At 65.2% G+C, this 17,383-nt stretch carries 14 protein-coding genes and 1 pseudogene; 5 read left to right on the top strand and 10 right to left on the bottom strand.

The features are described 5' to 3' along the window. The first annotated feature begins 221 nt into the window (after positions 1-221). Together ACVINW_RS14365 and ACVINW_RS14360 are read left to right on the top strand one after the other, a co-directional pair. Positions 222-1,334, top strand: a complete 1,113-nt coding sequence (locus tag ACVINW_RS14365; protein WP_456751901.1) for a cyclic nucleotide-gated ion channel — start codon at positions 222-224, stop codon at positions 1,332-1,334. Positions 1,335-1,345: 11 nt separating this feature from the next. After that, a complete protein-coding gene (locus ACVINW_RS14360) occupies positions 1,346-2,131 on the top strand; it encodes an enoyl-CoA hydratase/isomerase family protein (RefSeq protein WP_456751900.1) in 786 nt (261 codons plus the stop codon). Between the two features lie 163 nt (positions 2,132-2,294). Here the strand turns inward: ACVINW_RS14360 and ACVINW_RS14355 are convergent, their stop codons facing one another. After that, positions 2,295-2,729 carry a DUF6157 family protein gene (locus tag ACVINW_RS14355; RefSeq protein ID WP_456751899.1) on the bottom strand — a complete coding sequence of 145 codons (435 nt, stop codon included), beginning with the start codon at positions 2,727-2,729 and terminating at the stop codon, positions 2,295-2,297. A gap of 11 nt (positions 2,730-2,740) precedes the next feature. Then, the gene (locus tag ACVINW_RS14350) at positions 2,741-3,394 is read right to left on the bottom strand and encodes a glutathione S-transferase family protein (protein ID WP_456751898.1); all 654 of its coding nucleotides are present in this window, start codon (positions 3,392-3,394) and stop codon (positions 2,741-2,743) included. Positions 3,395-3,475: 81 nt separating this feature from the next. On the opposite strand from ACVINW_RS14350, the pseudogene ACVINW_RS14345 reads away from it, so the two are divergent. Beyond that, a pseudogene (locus ACVINW_RS14345) lies at positions 3,476-4,435 on the top strand (helix-turn-helix transcriptional regulator); the annotation flags it as partial. 588 nt (positions 4,436-5,023) lie between these two features. On the opposite strand, the gene ACVINW_RS14340 reads toward ACVINW_RS14345, so the two are convergent. From ACVINW_RS14340 to ACVINW_RS14305, 8 genes are all read right to left on the bottom strand, one after another. Continuing rightward, on the bottom strand, positions 5,024-5,737 hold the full coding sequence (locus tag ACVINW_RS14340) for a nitroreductase (RefSeq protein WP_456751897.1): 714 nt from the start codon (positions 5,735-5,737) through the stop codon (positions 5,024-5,026). A gap of 97 nt (positions 5,738-5,834) precedes the next feature. Continuing rightward, positions 5,835-7,082 (bottom strand): acyl-CoA dehydrogenase, encoded by a 1,248-nt coding sequence (locus ACVINW_RS14335; RefSeq protein WP_456751896.1) that lies wholly within the window; start codon positions 7,080-7,082, stop codon positions 5,835-5,837. A 110-nt stretch (positions 7,083-7,192) separates the two neighbouring features. Next, positions 7,193-8,440 carry an acyl-CoA dehydrogenase gene (locus tag ACVINW_RS14330; RefSeq protein WP_456751895.1) on the bottom strand — a complete coding sequence of 416 codons (1,248 nt, stop codon included), beginning with the start codon at positions 8,438-8,440 and terminating at the stop codon, positions 7,193-7,195. Positions 8,441-8,559: 119 nt separating this feature from the next. Beyond that, on the bottom strand, positions 8,560-9,687 hold the full coding sequence (locus ACVINW_RS14325; RefSeq protein ID WP_456751894.1) for an acyl-CoA dehydrogenase family protein: 1,128 nt from the start codon (positions 9,685-9,687) through the stop codon (positions 8,560-8,562). 157 nt (positions 9,688-9,844) lie between these two features. Beyond that, entirely contained in the window at positions 9,845-11,710 is a 1,866-nt protein-coding gene (locus tag ACVINW_RS14320; protein WP_456751893.1) for an AMP-binding protein, read from the bottom strand. Positions 11,711-11,751: 41 nt separating this feature from the next. Beyond that, positions 11,752-12,558, bottom strand: coding sequence for an enoyl-CoA hydratase/isomerase family protein (locus tag ACVINW_RS14315; RefSeq protein WP_456751892.1), 807 nt, complete (start codon positions 12,556-12,558; stop codon positions 11,752-11,754). Between the two features lie 201 nt (positions 12,559-12,759). Next, positions 12,760-13,518, bottom strand: a complete 759-nt coding sequence (locus ACVINW_RS14310) for an SDR family NAD(P)-dependent oxidoreductase (protein ID WP_456751891.1) — start codon at positions 13,516-13,518, stop codon at positions 12,760-12,762. Between the two features lie 97 nt (positions 13,519-13,615). Beyond that, the gene (locus ACVINW_RS14305) at positions 13,616-14,278 is read right to left on the bottom strand and encodes a TetR family transcriptional regulator (RefSeq protein WP_456751890.1); all 663 of its coding nucleotides are present in this window, start codon (positions 14,276-14,278) and stop codon (positions 13,616-13,618) included. A 203-nt stretch (positions 14,279-14,481) separates the two neighbouring features. On the opposite strand from ACVINW_RS14305, the gene ACVINW_RS14300 reads away from it, so the two are divergent. Together ACVINW_RS14300 and ACVINW_RS14295 are read left to right on the top strand one after the other, a co-directional pair. Continuing rightward, complete coding sequence (locus ACVINW_RS14300; protein WP_456751889.1) at positions 14,482-15,654, top strand: acetyl-CoA C-acetyltransferase; 1,173 nt, start codon at positions 14,482-14,484, stop codon at positions 15,652-15,654. 115 nt (positions 15,655-15,769) lie between these two features. Continuing rightward, positions 15,770-17,314, top strand: coding sequence for an acyl-CoA synthetase (locus ACVINW_RS14295; protein ID WP_456751888.1), 1,545 nt, complete (start codon positions 15,770-15,772; stop codon positions 17,312-17,314). Positions 17,315-17,383: the final 69 nt, after the last annotated feature.

The following is a 17,383-nucleotide window of genomic DNA, read 5'->3' as shown; positions in this document are numbered from 1 at the left end:
AGCGACGATTTGTCTGATTTCTCACATTCGCGGACGCAAAATCGAGCCAACATGGTTAGGCCATTTAGGCCATTCGTCCAATGAACGGACCGGCCGCTGAATGGGTGCCGCCACAGCCTGCGCGTTGACGGCCTCGGCCGGGAGAGGCAGTTTGTGACTGCGGCTCCGCCACGCGCAGAGCCTCCATTCCAGCAGTTCATCGACAGGCAAGCCCCGTATTGATGTCCAAGCCGCTCGTCCTTCCGGCCTTGACGCGCTTCGTTTCCGCCACCGCCGGCCGCAACATGACCAGGGCGGCCTATGTCGCGGTCACGGTCGGCGTCGCCATGATGACGCTGCTGACGGTCGCGCCGGCCTATGACGCGGTCCCGCACTGGGTCGATGCGCTGCTGTGGACTTGCCTTGCCTATTTCGTGTTCGAGTGGCTGGTGCGGCTGCGCCACATGCGGCGGCAGGACAAGCTCTGGTTCTATCAGCTGTCCAGCGCCGGCATCGTCGATGCGATCGGCGCGCTGGCGGTGCCGCTGGCGCTGCTCGCCGGCCTCGAACCGAAAACCGCATGGCTGCTCGGCGTGCTCTGGGTGCTGAAGGTGGTGCCGGGCATTCCCGGCCTGCGCCAGCTCCGCCGGGTGCTGGTGGTGGAGTCAGGGCCGCTGCTCAGCGTGCTGGTGATCTTCCTGATGGTGGTGTTCCTGGCCTCCGTCGCCGAGTACTATCTGGAGCGGGACGTGCAGCCGCAGACTTTCGGCAGCGTGCCGGCGGCGTTGTGGTGGGCGGTGGTGACGTTGACCACGACCGGCTATGGCGACGTGGTGCCGATCACCCCGCTTGGCCGCGTGGTCGCCGCCATGGTGATGATCTCGGGCCTCGGCGTGTTCGGGCTGTGGACCGGTATCCTGGCGACCGGCTTTGCCAACGAGACCCGCCGCGACAATTTCCTGAAAACCTGGGAGACGGTCAGCAAGGTGCCGTTCTTCGCGCATCTCGGCCCGGCCGCGATCGCCGACGTCACCCAGATGCTGCGGACCATGGACCTGCCGCCGCGCACCATGATCATCCGCAAGGACACCAATGGCGACTGCATGTACTTCGTCGCCGCCGGCGAGGTCGAGGTCGACCTGCCCGGGCGCAAGGTGAAGCTCGGCGAAGGCGCGTTCTTCGGCGAGATGGCACTGCTCGGCAACGCCAAGCGCGGCGCCAGCGTCTCGACCAGCAAGGTGACCCGGCTGCTGGTGCTTGACCTGGTCGATTTCCGCCTGTTGATGGCAAGACACCCCGATCTCGCCGAGACCATCGACGCCGAGGCGAAGCGGCGGGAACGCGAGAATCAATGATGGAGACCAAGATGGCTGACGCGGCCGACACCGCCAGCGGACCCGTGCTCGAAAAATCAGGCGCGCGCGCCACGATCCGCCTCAACCGGCCGAAGCACCTCAACCGCCTGCAGGCCGAGGATCTCGGCGAGCTGTTGAAACTGTTCGACGCGATCGAGGCCGATCCCGCGATCCGCGTGCTGGTATTGACCGGAACCGGCCGCGCGTTCTCAGCCGGCTACGACCTCAACTCGGTGGCCGAGCGCGCGGTGAGCGCGAACGAGCAGCAGAGCGCGGGCTCGGCGTTCGAGGTCGTGGTCAACCGCCTCGAGGATTTGAGCGTGCCGACGATCTGCCGGCTCAATGGCGGCGTCTATGGCGGCTCGACCGATTTGGCGCTGGCCTGCGACTTCCGCGTCGGCGTCGACACCGCCGAGATGTTCATGCCGGCGGCGCGGCTCGGGCTGCACTATTACAAGAGCGGCATCCAGCGCTATGTCACGCGACTCGGCGTCGACAACGCCAAGATGCTGTTCCTGACCGCGCAGAAGATCTCGGCGCCGGAGATGCTGCGGATCGGCTATCTCACCGCGATGGTGCCCCCCGACGTGCTCGACGAAGAGGTCGACAGGCTGGCAACGATCCTGGCCGGCAATGCACCGAAGGCGATGGCCGGCATGAAGCGCGCGATCAACGAATTCGCCCGCGGCGAACTCGACGCCGCCGCCGCCGACCAGCGCCACCGCCACAGCATGCGCGGCGACGAGATCAAGGAAGGCATCAAGGCGTTCGCCGAAAAGCGGCCGCCGCGGTTTTAGGTCGGCCGCGCTCCAACTACCGTCACCCTGAGGAGCCGCGGAGCGGCGTCTCGAAGGGTCGACGGCCCCACTGTGGCCGTGCATCCTTCGAGACGCGCTACGCGCTCCTCAGGATGACGGGGCTGGCGGTGTGCTATTCGGCACGATCGCTCGCTGAATCCCCTCACACCCGCTTGCTCCGCATTGCGCGGGTCTGCGCGATGTCGGGGTCCGCGGCGAGCGCCTGGTAGCGCTTGCTGTCGACGGCGACGATGGCGATGCGGCCTTCGGCGTCGGCGTGAACGCCCCAGCCGAAGCGTTTGCCGAGCGGCGAGGCGCGCATGCAGGCCTGGCCTTTCGAGAAGAACGCCTCGCGGGCCGCGCTGCGTTCTTTCTTCGTCGCCTTCGCACCGAGCGCGCGGCCCGCCGCCGAGGTCGCGAACACCACATCGTCGGAGGTGTATTTGTAGGGCGCGCCGGCAAGCATGGCGTATTGCAGCGTGCCCACTGTCGGCTTGCCGCCATGGGGCCGCGGCTCCTCGCCGACGCGCGCGGGGCAATCCTCCGCGACACGGACGAAGGTGTTGACGACGTTGGTGGTGTGGAGTTCCTTGACCATAGCCGATCGTATCATAGGCCGGCCGCCGCGGCATGCGCCGCCGCCATGTCCTGGTCGGCGGCCGTGATGCGCTGGAACGCCGGGCGCGCGGTGATGCGCTCGACGTAGCGGACGAAGACATCCCGTTTGGGCACGATGCCGAACATCATGGTCCAGGACAGCGCGATGCCCCAGAGGATGTCGGCCGCCGTGACCTGATCGCCAAGCAGATAGGGCCCCTTGGCCAGCTGTGCTTCCAGCGCGCCCAGCATGGTGTCGTAATCGGCATAGGGCGACTGGGTGATCGGCGCCGGTTCGCGCTTCATGAAATGGTCGATCACCGCGGGCTCGAACGAGGAGCCGTAATAGGCGATCCAGCGCAGATAGGGGCCGCGGCGCGGATCGTTCAACGCCGGCGTCAGGCCGGCCTGCGGAAACAGATCGGCGAGATAGATGAAGATCGCGACCTGCTCGGTGACCAGCTCGTCGCCATGGCGGATCGCCGGCACCTTGCCGAGCGGATTGATGGCGAGATAGGCGGCCTTGCGCTGCTCGGCCGCCTTCATGTTGAGGATATGCAGATCGTAGGGCGCGCCGAGCTCCTCGAGCAGCACGCGGGTGCCGGTGGCGCGGCTCTGCGGCGAGTAATACAGCGTGACGCGGTCGATGTGGGCAGCGGTGGTCATGGGCGATCTCCTTGCGCCGTCAGGGCATGGTCCTCTTATGTCCGCCTATACCTGACATCTTGTGTCAGGTATGATCCGGCCATGCGTGCAAGCCGGCTGTTTTCCATCCTCACCACCCTGCAGGCGCGGGGACAGGCCACCGCGCCCGAGTTGGCGGAGGCTAACGAGGTCTCGGTGCGCACCATCTATCGCGACATCGACGCGCTCGCCGCCGCGGGCGTCCCCGTCTACGCCGACCGCGGCGCCGAGGGCGGCTATCGGCTGCTCGACGGCTATCGGGTGCGGCTGAACGGGCTGTCGCAGGGCGAAGCCGAGGCGCTGTTCATGGCCGGCCTGCCCGGCCCCGCCGCCGCGCTCGGCCTCGATGCGGCGATGTCGGCGGCGCAGAGCAAATTGATGGCGGCGCTGCCGGAGAATTTGCGACCCAACGCACGGGGCATGCAGCAGCGCTTCCATCTCGACGCGCCCGGCTGGTTCGGCGAGACCGAGGAGCCGAAGCACCTGCGCGCCATCGCCGGCGCCGTGCTGCGCGAAAATCTGATCGAGATCCGCTACCAGAGCTGGAAGGCCGAGAAGCGGCGACGCGTGGCGCCGCTCGGCCTCGTGCTGAAGGGGGGCAGCTGGTACCTCGCCGGCCTCGTCGACAACAGCGTGCGCAGCTATCGTGTCGCACGGGTGCTGGACTGCACGGTGCTGGAGACGCCGTTCGCGCGGCCGACGGATTTCGACCTCGCCGGCTATTGGCGCGCCTCGATCGAGCGGCTCGAGGCCGAGCTGCATCCGAACCAGGCCACGGTGCGGCTGTCGCCGCTCGGGCTCAAGCTGTTCGATGCGCTGGCGCATCCTTACGTCAAGGCGCGGATGCGGCTCACCGATGGCACCGATGCCGACGGCTGGCGCGTCGCCACCATGCCGGTCGGCAAGACGGTGTGGCATGCCGCGACCGAATTGCTGCGGCTCGGCGCCGAGGCCGAGGTGATCGCGCCTGACGGGCTGCGCGAGAAGATGGCCGAGCTGACCGGCGCGATGGCCGCGCGCTATGTGGATGCACCGCCGCGCCGGCCATGGCGGGACGCAAGCGCTGAGTCGTTATTTGAGCATGATCTTTCTCGGAAAACCGCTTCGCACTTTTCCGGATCATGCTTAGTAGTACCGGCTGTCCGAACTGATCACGAAGCGGTCGAGAAAATTGACCGGCAGAATCTCGAACTTGTCCAGCGTCAGCGTAATCCCGGTCACGAAATCGACGCCCTTGATCGTGCCCTCGAGGTCGATCCGCCGGCCGCGGCGCAGGCCGCGCGTTTCCGGATGTTGCTCGATGTCGATATAGGCATAGATCGGATTGTCGAGCCGGGAATGACGGTGCCAGCCGCGCTGCAGGAAACTGAATTGCAGCACCGAGCCCGCGTTCCAATCGATCGCGTCGAAGAAACGGGTCTTCCAGGCAACGGGCTGTCCGAGATAATGCGCGGCGACGTAGGCGTCGCGCTCGAGCGCGGGCAGACGGTGCAGGTTGCCAGCTGATCTCCGCCGGCGCCAGGGAGGCGTTATTCGCCATTGTTGTTCTTGTCGTTCTTCTTGTCGCGTCTTCTTGTCCTCGGCGGGAGGAAGCGCCCGCCTTGGGGAAAATTATACATCCACAAATGTGACAGTATCCGCCACGGTCGCGCGCGAGGTGCGGTAGCTGTTCACCTTGTGCGCATGATCCGCATAGCCGAACGAGATGCCGCAGACAACCCGGCGGTCATCGGCCAGGTTGAAATGGCGGCGGATCAGGCCGGAATGGCGCGCGATCGCGGCCTGCGGAATGGTGCCGAGCCCGAGCGCCTGCGCGGCCAGCATGAAGTTCGAGACATAGCCGCCGCAGTCGACCGCGCCATAGATGCCGAGCGGCTCATTGGTATGGATCACGGCAATGTGCGGCGCGCCGAAGAAATTGTAGTTCTCCAGCGCCTGTTTGGCATACGCCGCTCTGTCGCCGCGCGCGATGCCCAGCGTGTTGTAGAGCTGGAAGCCGCTCTCGCGGCGGCGTTCCAGATACACCCCGACATATTCGCGCGGCGGGGTGAAGTCGTAATCATCGCCGAGACCGCGCGAGGCCTCGGCGTAGATCGCCTTGCGGAAGCGTTCCTTGGCTTCGCCGGACACGATCAGTACCTGCCAGGGCTGGCTGTTGCACCAGGACGCGGTGCGCTGCGCAGTGGTGAGCACATGTTCGATCGTCTCGCGCGGCACCTCGCGCGGCTGGAACGCGCGCACCGAATAGCGCTCGTTGAGCAACTCCTCGAGCGCGCCGATGCGGTCTTCGGTCGCGTAACGCGCGCCGGGTGTTTTCGCGTCCATGCTGTTCTCCTTTTTTCGTCATTCCGGGGCGATGCGAAGCATCGAACCCGGAATCTCGAGATTCCGGGTTCACGCTTCGCGTGCCCCGGAATGACGACTAGCCCCGCCCCTTGGTCGGGATCTTGTTGTAGGGCACGTCCTTGTCGACCCGGATGTCGCCGGGCAGACCCAGCACGCGCTCGGCGATGATGTTGCGCAGGATTTCGTCGGTGCCGCCGGCGATGCGCATGGAGGGCGACGACAAGAGCATCTGCTGGAACTGGCCGTTGGCCTGCTCCTCATCGGTGCCGGTGAGGCTGCCTGCGGCGCCTTCAAGGTCCATCGCATAAGTCGCGATGTCCTGCAGCATCAGGCCGGAGACCAGCTTGCCGATGGAGTTTTCCGGACCCGGACGCTCGCCCTTCGAGAGCGCCGAGATCGCGCGGTAGCTGGTATATTTCAGCCCGCTCGCCTTCACCGCCCAGCTCGCGAGCTTGGATCGCACCGCCGGATCGTCGATCGCAAGACCATCCTCCAGCATCAGATTGGAGCAGAACTCGAACATCTCGGGCACGCCGGTGGCGAGCCGCGCGCCGATCGACATGCGCTCGTTCATCAGCGTGGTCAGCGACACGCTCCAGCCCTCGCCGACCGCGCCAAGCCGCTGGCTGTCCGGGATCACGACGTCGGTGAAATAGACCTCGTTGAACTCCTGCATGCCGTTGGCCTGCTTGATCGGGCGCACTTCGACGCCGGGGCTCTTCATGTCGAGGAAGAACATCGTGAGGCCCTTGTGCTTGGGCGCATTGGGATCGGTGCGCGCGATCAACAGGCCGTAGTCGGAGTAATGCGCGCCCGAGGTCCAGATCTTCTGGCCGTTGACGACCCAATTGTCGCCCGTCTTCTCGGCGCGGGTGCGCAGCCCTGCGACGTCGGATCCTGCCGACGGCTCGGAGAACAGCTGGCACCAGATCTCCTCGCCGGAGGCAAGCTTCGGCAGATAGCGGCGCTTGGCGTCCTCAGAGCCCCAGGCCATCACGGTCGGGCCGCACATGCCCTCGCCGATCTGGAACGGCTGGGTCAATTTGCCGTAGACGCCTTCTTCCTGCTGCCAGATCACGCGCTCGATCGGGGTGGCGCCGCGGCCGCCATATTCCTTCGGCCAGTGCAGGCAGGCCCAGCCGCCCTCGGCTTTCTTCTTCTGCCAGGCCTTGCCGACCTCGACCATGTCGTGCTTGGCGAGCCGGATGCGGCCGAGCGAGGATTTTGACAGCTCCTCCTCGAACTCCTTCGGCGCATTGGCCGCGATCCAGTCGCGCGCAACCTTGCGGAACTCGGCTTCCTGCGGCGTGTCATCGAAATTCATGGCGGCTCCTTTGTTCTGTCATTCCGGGGCGCGCAAAGCGCGAACCCGGAATCTCGATCCACAATCTCCAGGTTCCGGGTTCGGCGCTGCGCGCCGCCCCGGAATGACGGCTAGTTTCTTCCCTTGGTCGGGATCTTGTTGAAGGGAACGTCCTTGTCGACCCGGATGTCGCCGGGCAGACCGAGCACGCGCTCGGCGATGATGTTGCGCATGATCTCGTCGGTGCCGCCTTCGACGCGGGTGCCGGGCGCACGCAGCAGCATCGCCTGGAATTTGCCGGTGACCTCGGCATCCTCGGATCCGCTCAAGGCGCCGGCGGCGCCCTGCAGGTCGAGCGCGTAGGTCGCGACGTCCTGGATCATCGAGCCGGCGACCAGCTTGCCGATCGAGTTCTCCGGTCCCGGGCGTTCGCCACGAGAGAGTGCGGAGATCGCGCGCATGCTGGTGTATTTCAGCCCGCTCGCCTTCACCGCCCAATTGGCGAGCTTGGAGCGCACCGCGCGGTTCTCGATCGCGGGGCCATCCTCCAGCATCAGGCTGTTGCAGAAGTCGAACAGCTCGGGGAAGCCGGTCGAGACGCCGGCGCCGATCGACATGCGCTCATTCATCAGCGTGGTCAGCGACACGTTCCAGCCGTCATTGACATTGCCGAGCCGCTGCGCGTCCGGAATCCGCACGTCGGTGAAATAGACCTCGTTGAAGTCCGACGCCCCGCTCGCCTGCTTGATTGGCCTGACCTCGACGCCCGGGCTCTTCATGTCCAGGAAGAACATGGTGAGGCCCTTGTGCTTCGGCACGGTCGGATCGGTGCGGGTCAGCAAAATGCCGTAGTCGGAGTAGTGCGCGCCCGAGGTCCAGATCTTCTGGCCGTTGATCACCCATTCGTCGCCCTGCTTCTCGGCGCGGGTGCGCAGGCCGGCGACGTCGGAGCCGCCGGCGGGCTCCGAGAACAGCTGGCACCAGATCTTCTCGCCGGAGGCGAGCGGCGGTAGATATCTGCGCTTCTGCTCCTCGCCGGCAAACGCCATCATGGTCGGGCCGCACATGCCGTGGCCGATGATGAACATCGAGCTCAGGCGGCCGAACGGACCCTCCTCCTGCTGCCAGATCACGCGCTCGATCGGCGAGGCGCCGCGGCCGCCATACTCCTTCGGCCAGTGCAGGCAGGCCCAGCCGGCGTCGGCCTTCTTCTTCTGCCAGGCTTTTGCCACTTCGAGAATGTTGGCGCCCGTGAGCGCAACGCGGCCGAGCGAGGCCTTGCGCAGTTCGTCCTCATATTGCTTCGGCGCATTGGCCGCGATCCAGGCTTTCGCCTCGGCGCGGAATGCGGCCTCCTGCGGGGTGTCGTCGAAATTCATGGTCTGTCATCCTTCGCCGGTGTCGTAGGATGGGTCGAGCGAAGCGAAACCCATCTCTTGGACCACCCGCGTCATGATGGGTTTCGCTGCGCTCTACCCATCCTACAAATCACCAACTGTTACGCCGCGTTCTTCTTGCGCATGCGATCGATCAGCGCGTCTTCCCAATAGGACAGGCTGCCGAGCCCGAGCGCCACCGCATTGGCGCGGCGGTAGTACATGTGGCAGTCGAACTCCCAGGTGAAGCCCATGCCGCCATGCACCTGGATGTTGTTCTTGGCGCAGTGCTGGAACGCCTGCGTCGCGCTGATGCGCGCGGCGGCTGCCGCTTCCGGCAATTCGGCGGCATTGGTCGAGAGTGCCCAGGCGCCGTAGTAGCAATTCGAGCGCGCCAGCGTCGCCGACACATACATGTCGGCCAGCATGTGCTTGACCGCCTGGAACGAGCCGATCGGACGGCCGAACGCGATACGATCGAGCGCGTAGTCGCGGCCCATCTCCAGCGCGCGGTCGGCACCGCCGACCTGCTCGAACGCCATCAACACGGCCGCACGATCCAGCACCTGGGTGATGACGCTCCAGCCCTCGCCGGCCGCGCCGAGCGGCTCGGCCTTGGCGTCCTTGAAGGTGATCTCGGCCTGGCCACGGGTGAGATCGATGTTGGTCAACGACCTGACCTCGATGCCGCCGGCCTTGAGATCGACGATGAACAGCGCGATATCGGACTCGCGTCCGGCTGAGCCGGTGCGCGCAGCGACAACAGCGAAATCGGCGATCGCGCCATCCGGCACGGGCTTCTTGACGCCGTTGAGCACGCCGCCATTGGCCGTGAGCTTGATCGCCTTCGGCGACGGATTGCCCTTACCCTCGAACAGCGCCAGCGTGCCGATCGCGTCGCCCGAGGCGATCTTCGGCAGCCACTTCTGCTTCTGCGCGTCACTGCCCGCGATCAGGATCGCTTCGGCGGCGAGATAGACCGTGGACGAGAACGGCACCGGCGCCAGCGCGCGGCCCATTTCCTCGGCGATCACGCAGAGCTCGAGATGGCCGGCGCCCGCGCCGCCGAACTGTTCGGGGATCGCAACCCCGAGGAAGCCCATCTCGGCGAGGCCCTTCCACAGCGACTTGTTGTAGGGCGCCTTGCCGTCGAGCACCTCGCGCACGGCCTTCGGCGGGCACTGCTCGCTGAGGAACTTCCGCGCCTCGTCGCGCATCTGCTTCTGTTCGTCGGAGAAATCGAAATTCATGGCGTTACCTTCTCGGTCCTTGTCGTTTCAATTGGCCGTCATTCCGGGGCGCGCGAAGCGCGAGCCCGGAATCCATCGAGCCGCAGATCATGCGGCTTAATGGATTCCGGGCCTGCGCCTTCGGCGCATCCCGGAATGACGTGTTGAGAGAGCTTCATCACAACACGATCACGTCGTCGCCGGGCTTGCCGGCATACAGCCTCTCCACCAGTGCGGCGCGACGCTCGAGGCCGGCGCGCTGGTTGATGTAGCCCTTGTCGGTGAGCTCGTTGCCGTCGATCGACGGCGGTTCTGCCATCAGCATCGCCCGCGCGATCCGCATGCTGCTGCCGGTGGTCGACGCATTGTGCGCCTGCAAACCGTTCTTGAGGCGCGCGACCACCTCGGGATGCCGGACCACGTCCTCGTAGCTCGCGTCCGCATTGCCGACGAGCTGGCGGCAGGCGTGCAGGTTCGGCCAGCACAACAGGCCGATGAACTCACGATCCTGCCCCGCAACCAGCGCGTCATGCACGACCGGCGTCGCGGCCGCGATCGCATCGGTACGTAGCGAGCCGACATGGACGAAAGTGCCGGTGGTCAGCTTGAAGTCCTCGACCACGCGGCCGGCAAAGATGATGCCCTGCAACGGATCGTCGGGATCGACGAACACGCCGGCATCGCCGATGCAGTAGAAGCCTTCCTCGTCGAACATCTTCGCGGTGAGATCGGGCTGGCCGAAATAGCCGGGCGCGACGTTGACGCCGCGCAGCCGCAATTCGTATTTGGCGCCGCACGGCACCATCTTCAGCTCGACGCCGGGGAACGGCAGGCCGATCAGGCCGACGCGCTCGGTGTCCCAATAGGTGCCGGTCGAGGTCGGTGCGGTCTCGGTCGAACCCCAGCCGGTGTAGAACACGATGCGCTCGCCTGTCGTCTTCACCGCCAGCGCCTGCATGCGGTCGTAGAGATCGTCGGGCAGCCGCGCGCCGCCATAGGCCATGATCGAGAGGTTCTTGAAGAAGCTCGCGCACAGCGCCTCGTCCTTCTCCATGGCGGAAGCGAGCGCGGCATAGCCGGCCGGCACGTTGGCGTAATAGGTCGGCGAAACCTCGCGCAGATTTCTGATGGTCTCCTCGAGCTGGCCCGGCATCGGCCGGCCGTCGTCGATATAGAGCGTGCCACCATCGACCAGCACCGGATTGAATGCGGCGTTGCCGCCCATGGTGTGATTCCACGGCATCCAGTCGAGCACAGTCGGGATCGGGCCATTGGTTTCGCGCGGCCGCACCTGCATCATCATCGCCGCGTTGGCGCACATCATCTGCTGGGTGTTGATGACGGCCTTGGGCATGCCGGTCGAGCCCGACGTGAACAGCAGCTTGCCTGTGGTCGCAGGCGTGATCTTCGCGATCGACGCCTCGACATCGGCCGTCACCGTCGCAGCCGCGAGATCGGCAAATGCCACGCTCTTGATGTCTTCGCAGGGGCGCAGCACGTGAACCACCGTGATGCCGGTGAGATCGAGCGCCCTGAGCGCCTTCTCGAAAGCCGGGCCATCCTGCACCATCACGACGGCAGGCTTGATCAGGTTGAACAGGTATTTGAGCTTGAGATGATCCTGGCTCATCAGCGAATAGGCCGGCGACACCGGCGCGGCCGGCAGCCGCGCTTGCATCGCAGCCTGCGTCATCAGCGCGTGCTCGATCGAATTGCCGGACAGGATCGCGACGGGCCGGCCGTCACCAACGCCGAGATCGAGCAGGCCTTGCGTCAGCGCATCGACGGTGCGCTTGGCTTCGCCATAGGAGACCTTGCGCCACTGCCGATCAGGACCGCCGCGTTGCGCGAGCCAGATCCGCTCCGGCGCCTGCGTCGCCCATTTGGCGAGATAGGCCGGGATGTGCGTCTCGTAGGCTTGCAGCGGAATCCGCGACTTCAGGATGACGGTGCCGTCGGCACGCCGCTCGACCGCGATGTCACGTGCGAGCCAATCCACCTTGCGAAAGCCAGGTTTCGTCAGCATCGCCGCGTCTCCATCCATTTTGCGTCTCCCGGAATTTCTTGTCCTTTGCGGACTTTTTATCAGCGCCTGATATAGACAGGCTTTCGTTTCTCAAGGAAGGCCCTGATGCCTTCCTGAAAATCTTCCGAGCGGCTGCACAGCACCTGGTTGCGATCCTCCATCGCAATCACGGCCTCGATCGAGCCGGCATTGACGCTCATGTTGATGCATTCCTTCGACAGACGCAGACCGACCGGCGAGGCCGTCATCATCGCCTCGACATAAGGATTGGCCGCGGCATCGAGATCGGCGACCTCGACCACCTCGGACACCAGGCCGACGGCAAGCGCGCGATCGGCATGGATGAAGCGCCCGGTGAGGATCAGCTCCGATGCCACCGACACACCGACGAGGCGCGGCAGGAAATAGCTGGTGCCGATGTCGCAGCCGCCGAGGCCGAGCTTGATGAAGGCGCAATTCATCCGCGCGTTTGTCGCCGCGATGCGGATGTCGGCGGCGAGCGCCAGCGCAAAACCGCCGCCGGCCGCCGCGCCCTGCACCAGCGCGATGATCGGCTGCGGACAGCGCCGCATCAGCATCACGATGTCGGCAATGCGGCGCTGCGAGTCCAGCGACTCGGTGACGCCGGGCGGCTCGGTCTGCCCACCGCGACGGGCCATCGCGTGCTTGAGGTCGAGCCCGGCGCAGAAATTCGGACCGGCGCCCTTCAGCACCACGACGCGGGTGTCACGATTGCGCTGCAGGCCCTGGAAGTAGCTATTGAGCGCATCGATCAGCGCGGGATCGAGCGCGTTGAGGCTCTCGGGGCGATTGAGCGTGACCCAATCGACCCCGTCGTGATGTTCGATCAGCAGCGGATTCGTCACTTCCTGCTCCCGCCCGTTCAGCGAACGCGATGCTCGTTGCTGCGCCCTCTCCCCTTGTGGGAGAGGGCATGTTCGCTGTCAGCTTTGCATTCGATTGGGTGAGGGGTCTGTCTCCGGGGAGAGAACCCCTCATCCGTCGCGGACTGCGTCCGCGCCACCTTCTCCCACAGGGGGAGAAGGGAAAGAAGAGCGGCGCCTGCGCTAGCGCGGGGCCATGCGGATGGCGCCGTCGAGGCGGATGGTCTCGCCGTTGAGCATCGGGTTCTCGACGATGTGGACGGCGAGGTTGCCGTACTCCGAGGCGTCGCCGAGGCGGGCCGGATGCGGCACCTGTGCGCCCAGGCTCTTGCGCGCTTCCTCGTTGAGACCCATCAGCAGCGGCGTCAGGAACAGGCCCGGCGCGATGGTGTTGACGCGGATCTTCAGGCTGGCGAGGTCGCGCGCGGCCGGCAGCGTGAGGCCGACGACGCCGCCCTTGGAGGCGGAATAGGCGATCTGACCGATCTGGCCCTCATAGGCCGCAACCGATGCGGTGTTGATGGCGACGCCGCGCTCCTCGCCGATCGGGGCTTCGGTGGCCAGCCGCTCGGCAAACAGGCGCAGCACGTTGAAGGTGCCGATCAGGTTGACGTTGATGATGCGGACGAACTTCGCCAGCGGATAGACGCCGTCCTTGCCGACGATGCGCTGCGAGCCGCCGATGCCGGCGCAGTTCATCAAGACGCGCGCGATGCCGTGCGCCGCCTCGGCCTTGGCGATCGCAGCCTTGATCGCGTCCTCGTCGGTGACGTCGGCATGCAGGGCGACGCCCTTCACCTCGGCGGCGACCTTCTCGGCGTTTTCCTTGTTCTGGTCGATCACGCCGATCCTGGCGCCCTTGGCGGCCATGGCGCGCGCGGTTGCGGCACCAAGGCCGGAGCCACCGCCGGTGATGAGAACGGCAACGTCTTTCAACTGCATCGGAATAACCTTTCCTTGGGCGTTTCTTCTCTAGACTTGGTTATGGCGAATGGTGAGTAGCGAATGGCGAGTGGAAGAGATGACCTCTCCCCATTCGCTACTCGCTATTCGCCATCCGCAATTCTTTCGCTTCCAGCACGCCGCCGAAGATCAAGGCTTCCATGTGCTTGATGTATTCGCGGCAGACCTCGTCGGTGACCGGACCGACGCCGACCGCGCGCGACATCGCGTGGCGGCCGAAGAACAGATGATCGCAGGCGCCGATCAGGCTGGTGTAGAACAGCACCGGATCGATCTTGCGGAATTCGCCGGCCTTGACGCCTTCGGCGAGTAGCCGGCGATGGAAATCCAGCAGCGGCGCGACGAAGAATTTCGACACCTCGTCCGCGGCCTCCTGCGAGCTCTCGTGCAGCAGATAATGGATCAGCCGGTTCATATAGGGGAACTGGTGATAGGCGCGGATGATGCCGCCGATATGCAGCCGCAGCTTCGCGGACGGCGTGATCGGCTGGCTGATGAGATATTCGAGCTGCGACATCTCGGTGGCGGCGTCGCGCGCCAAGAGCGCCAGCAACAGCCCGTCCTTGTTGCCGAAATGATATTTCACCAGCGCTGCGTTGACGCCCGACTTTTGCGCGATGTCGGATAGCGAGACCTCGATCGAGGCGCGCTCAATCATCAGCTCGCTGGCTGCGACCAATAGCTTGTCCGCGGTGGCATTTTTGCCGGCCGGAAGTTTCGTCGGTACGCTGGTATTCAACTGCGCTCTGATCCCGCTCTGTGTCCCGAGCCCGTCTCGGCTCGATCTTGGCTCGATCTGCTCGACGTTCAATCGAGGCCGCACATAAGCCCATGGCGGGGCTGCACTCAAGAGTTAATTGATTGATTGACTAAATGCTGAGCCGTCCCTTAAATCCGGCCCAACTTACAAACCCCAATCCGGAAACATCAGGGAGATCAGACATGGCCGAGGCCTATATCGTCGCCGCCGCTCGCACCGCGGGCGGCCGCAAGGGAGGGCGTCTCGCCGGCTGGCATCCGGCCGATCTGGCCGCGACCGTGCTCAACGCGCTGGTCGACCGCACCGGCGTCGACCCCGCGCAGGTCGAGGACGTGATCATGGGCTGCGTGATGCAGACCGGCGAGCAATCCACCAACATCGCGCGCAACGCTGTGATGGCCTCGAAGCTGCCGGAGAGCGTGCCGGCGACCTCGATCGACCGCCAATGCGGTTCCTCGCAGCAGGCGCTGCACTTCGCGGCGCAGGCGGTGATGTCTGGCACCATGGACTGCGTGATCGCCGCCGGTGTGGAATCGATGACCCGCGTGCCGATGGGCCTCGCCTCCTCGCTGCCCGCCAAGAACGGCTTCGGCCATTACAAGAGCCCGGGCATCGAGGCGAAATATCCCAACATCGTGTTCAGCCAGTTCACCGGCGCGGAGATGATGGCCGAGAAGTACGGCCTGTCGAAGGATGAGCTCGACGAATTCTCCTTTGGCAGCCATCAGCGCGCGATCGCGGCGACACAAGCGGGCGCCTTCAAGGACGAGATCGTGCCGGTGCAAATCACCCGCGCCGACGGCTCGACCGATACCCACCACATCGACGAAGGCATCCGCTTCGACGTCAGCCTCGACGGCATCAAGGGCGTCAAGCTGATCGCCGAGAACGGCAAGCTGACCGCGGCCAGCGCCAGCCAGATCTGCGACGGCGCCTCCGGCGTCATGGTGGTCAACGAGAAGGGCCTCAAGGCGCTCGGCCTCACGCCGATGGCGCGCATCCATCACATGACCATGATCGGCGGCGATCCCGTGATCATGCTGGAAGCGCCGCTGCCGGCAACCCAGCGCGCGCTGAAGAAGGCCGGCATGACCATCGACGACATCGACCTGTTCGAGGTCAACGAGGCGTTCGCCTCGGTGCCGACCGCGTGGCTGAAGACCACCGGCGCCGATCCGGCGAGGCTCAACGTCAATGGCGGCGCGATCGCGCTCGGCCATCCGCTCGGCGGCAGCGGCACCAAGCTGATGACGACGCTGCTACATGCGCTGAAGCAGCGCAACAAGCGCTACGGTTTGCAGACCATGTGCGAAGGCGGCGGCATGGCCAACGTGACGATCGTCGAGCGGCTGTAACAAAAAGAAAAAGCCAATAGCGAATGGCGAGTAGCGAATAGCGAGTAGGCGGAAGGTGCTGCACCCTTCCCTATTCGCCATTCGCTACTCGCCATTCGCGCCTTGAGGAAACGCAATGACCCATCCGTCCATCCACGCGCGTAACCATCCGAACAAGATCGCCTACCAGATGGCGTCATCCGGCAAGGCGATCACCTATCGCGAGCTCGACGAGCTCTCGAACCAGGGCGCGCATCTGTTCCGCTCGCTCGGCCTGAAGCCCGGCGACCACATCGCGCTGCTGATGGAAAACCGGCTCGCCTTCATGGAGATCTGCTGGGCCGCGCAGCGCTCGGGGCTGTATTACACCGCGATCAGCCGCTATCTGACCGAAGAGGAGATCGCCTACATCATCAAAGACTGCGGCGCCAAGGTTTTCATCACCACGCCGCAATGCGCCGACAAGGTGAAGGGCCTGATCAAGGGCGGACCCGGCGAACCGCTGTTCTACATGATGGACGAGCCGGCGCCGGGCTTCCGCTCCTACGACAAGGAGGCCGCCGCGCAGCCGACCACGCCCATTGCCGACGAGGTCGCCGGCTACGACATGCTGTATTCCTCCGGCACCACCGGCCGGCCCAAGGGCATCAAGAAGCAGTTCGAGGGCAACCGGATCGACGAGCCGAACCCGTTCCTGCGGATTCTCACCGCCGACATGTGCGGCATGAACGCCGACTCTATCTATCTGTCGCCGGCGCCGCTCTATCACGCGGCTCCCTTGCGCTTCAACATGATGGCGACGGTGCTCGGCGGCACGTCCGTCATCATGGAGCATTTCGACGCCGAGGAATTCCTGAAGCAGGTCGAGACCCACAAGGTGACGCAGTCGCAACTGGTGCCGACCATGTTCGTTCGCATGCTGAAGCTGCCCGACGAGGTGCGCACCCGCTACAACGTCTCCTCGCTGAAGGGCGCGATCCACGCCGCGGCGCCCTGCCCGGTCGACGTGAAAGCGAAGATGATCGATTGGTGGGGACCGATCCTGATCGAGTATTATGCCGGCTCCGAAGGCAACGGCGTCACGGTCTCGACCTCGCAGCAATGGCTGACCCATCGCGGCACGGTCGGCCGCGCCGTGGTCGGCAAGGTCAAGATCCTCGACGAGAACGAGCAGGAGCTGCCGACCGGCCAGATCGGCCAGGTCTATTTTGCCGATGCGCCCGCGTTCTCCTATCACAACGATCCCGAGAAGACGAAGAAGGCCTACAACGCCAGGGGCTGGTCGACGCTCGGCGACGTCGGCTATCTCGACGAAGAGGGCTTCCTCTATCTGACCGACCGCAAGAGCTACATGATCATCTCCGGCGGCGTGAACATCTATCCGCAGGAGACCGAGGACGTGCTGATCACGCATCCGGCGGTCTCCGATGTCGCGGTGTTCGGCGTGCCGAACGAGGAGATGGGCGAGGAGGTCAAGGCCGTGGTGCAGCCGCACGACATGGGCAGGGCCGGCAAGGCGCTCGAGGCCGAGCTGATCGCGTTCTGCCGCCAGCACCTGTCGCCGATCAAATGCCCCAGGAGTATCGATTTCGAGCAGGAGCTGCCGCGCACGCCGACCGGAAAGTTGGTGAAGCGGCACCTGCGCGACAAATATTGGCCGAAGGCGCCGGCCAAGGCGTAAATTTCGGAGGGCGTAAAGGCGCGATAGCGCCGTGCCCACCCTCCATGCTCTGCTCGCGATGGTGGGCAC

Source organism: Bradyrhizobium sp. USDA 4461 (assembly GCF_054055655.1).
The sequence above is the reverse complement of the archived record's forward strand: the minus strand, read 5'-3'. Positions and strand labels throughout refer to the sequence as shown.

Excerpts from the sequence above, each read along its gene's own strand:
- ACVINW_RS14365 (WP_456751901.1), top strand. The coding sequence starts at position 222 with ATGTCCAAGCCGCTCGTCCTTCCGGCCTTGACGCGCTTCGTTTCCGCC.
- ACVINW_RS14360 (WP_456751900.1), top strand. The coding sequence starts at position 1,346 with ATGGCTGACGCGGCCGACACCGCCAGCGGACCCGTGCTCGAAAAATCA.
- ACVINW_RS14355 (WP_456751899.1), bottom strand. The coding sequence starts at position 2,729 with ATGGTCAAGGAACTCCACACCACCAACGTCGTCAACACCTTCGTCCGT.
- ACVINW_RS14350 (WP_456751898.1), bottom strand. The coding sequence starts at position 3,394 with ATGACCACCGCTGCCCACATCGACCGCGTCACGCTGTATTACTCGCCG.
- ACVINW_RS14340 (WP_456751897.1), bottom strand. The coding sequence starts at position 5,737 with ATGGACGCGAAAACACCCGGCGCGCGTTACGCGACCGAAGACCGCATC.
- ACVINW_RS14335 (WP_456751896.1), bottom strand. The coding sequence starts at position 7,082 with ATGAATTTCGATGACACGCCGCAGGAAGCCGAGTTCCGCAAGGTTGCG.
- ACVINW_RS14330 (WP_456751895.1), bottom strand. The coding sequence starts at position 8,440 with ATGAATTTCGACGACACCCCGCAGGAGGCCGCATTCCGCGCCGAGGCG.
- ACVINW_RS14325 (WP_456751894.1), bottom strand. The coding sequence starts at position 9,687 with ATGAATTTCGATTTCTCCGACGAACAGAAGCAGATGCGCGACGAGGCG.
- ACVINW_RS14320 (WP_456751893.1), bottom strand. The coding sequence starts at position 11,710 with ATGGATGGAGACGCGGCGATGCTGACGAAACCTGGCTTTCGCAAGGTG.
- ACVINW_RS14310 (WP_456751891.1), bottom strand. The coding sequence starts at position 13,518 with ATGCAGTTGAAAGACGTTGCCGTTCTCATCACCGGCGGTGGCTCCGGC.
- ACVINW_RS14300 (WP_456751889.1), top strand. The coding sequence starts at position 14,482 with ATGGCCGAGGCCTATATCGTCGCCGCCGCTCGCACCGCGGGCGGCCGC.
- ACVINW_RS14295 (WP_456751888.1), top strand. The coding sequence starts at position 15,770 with ATGACCCATCCGTCCATCCACGCGCGTAACCATCCGAACAAGATCGCC.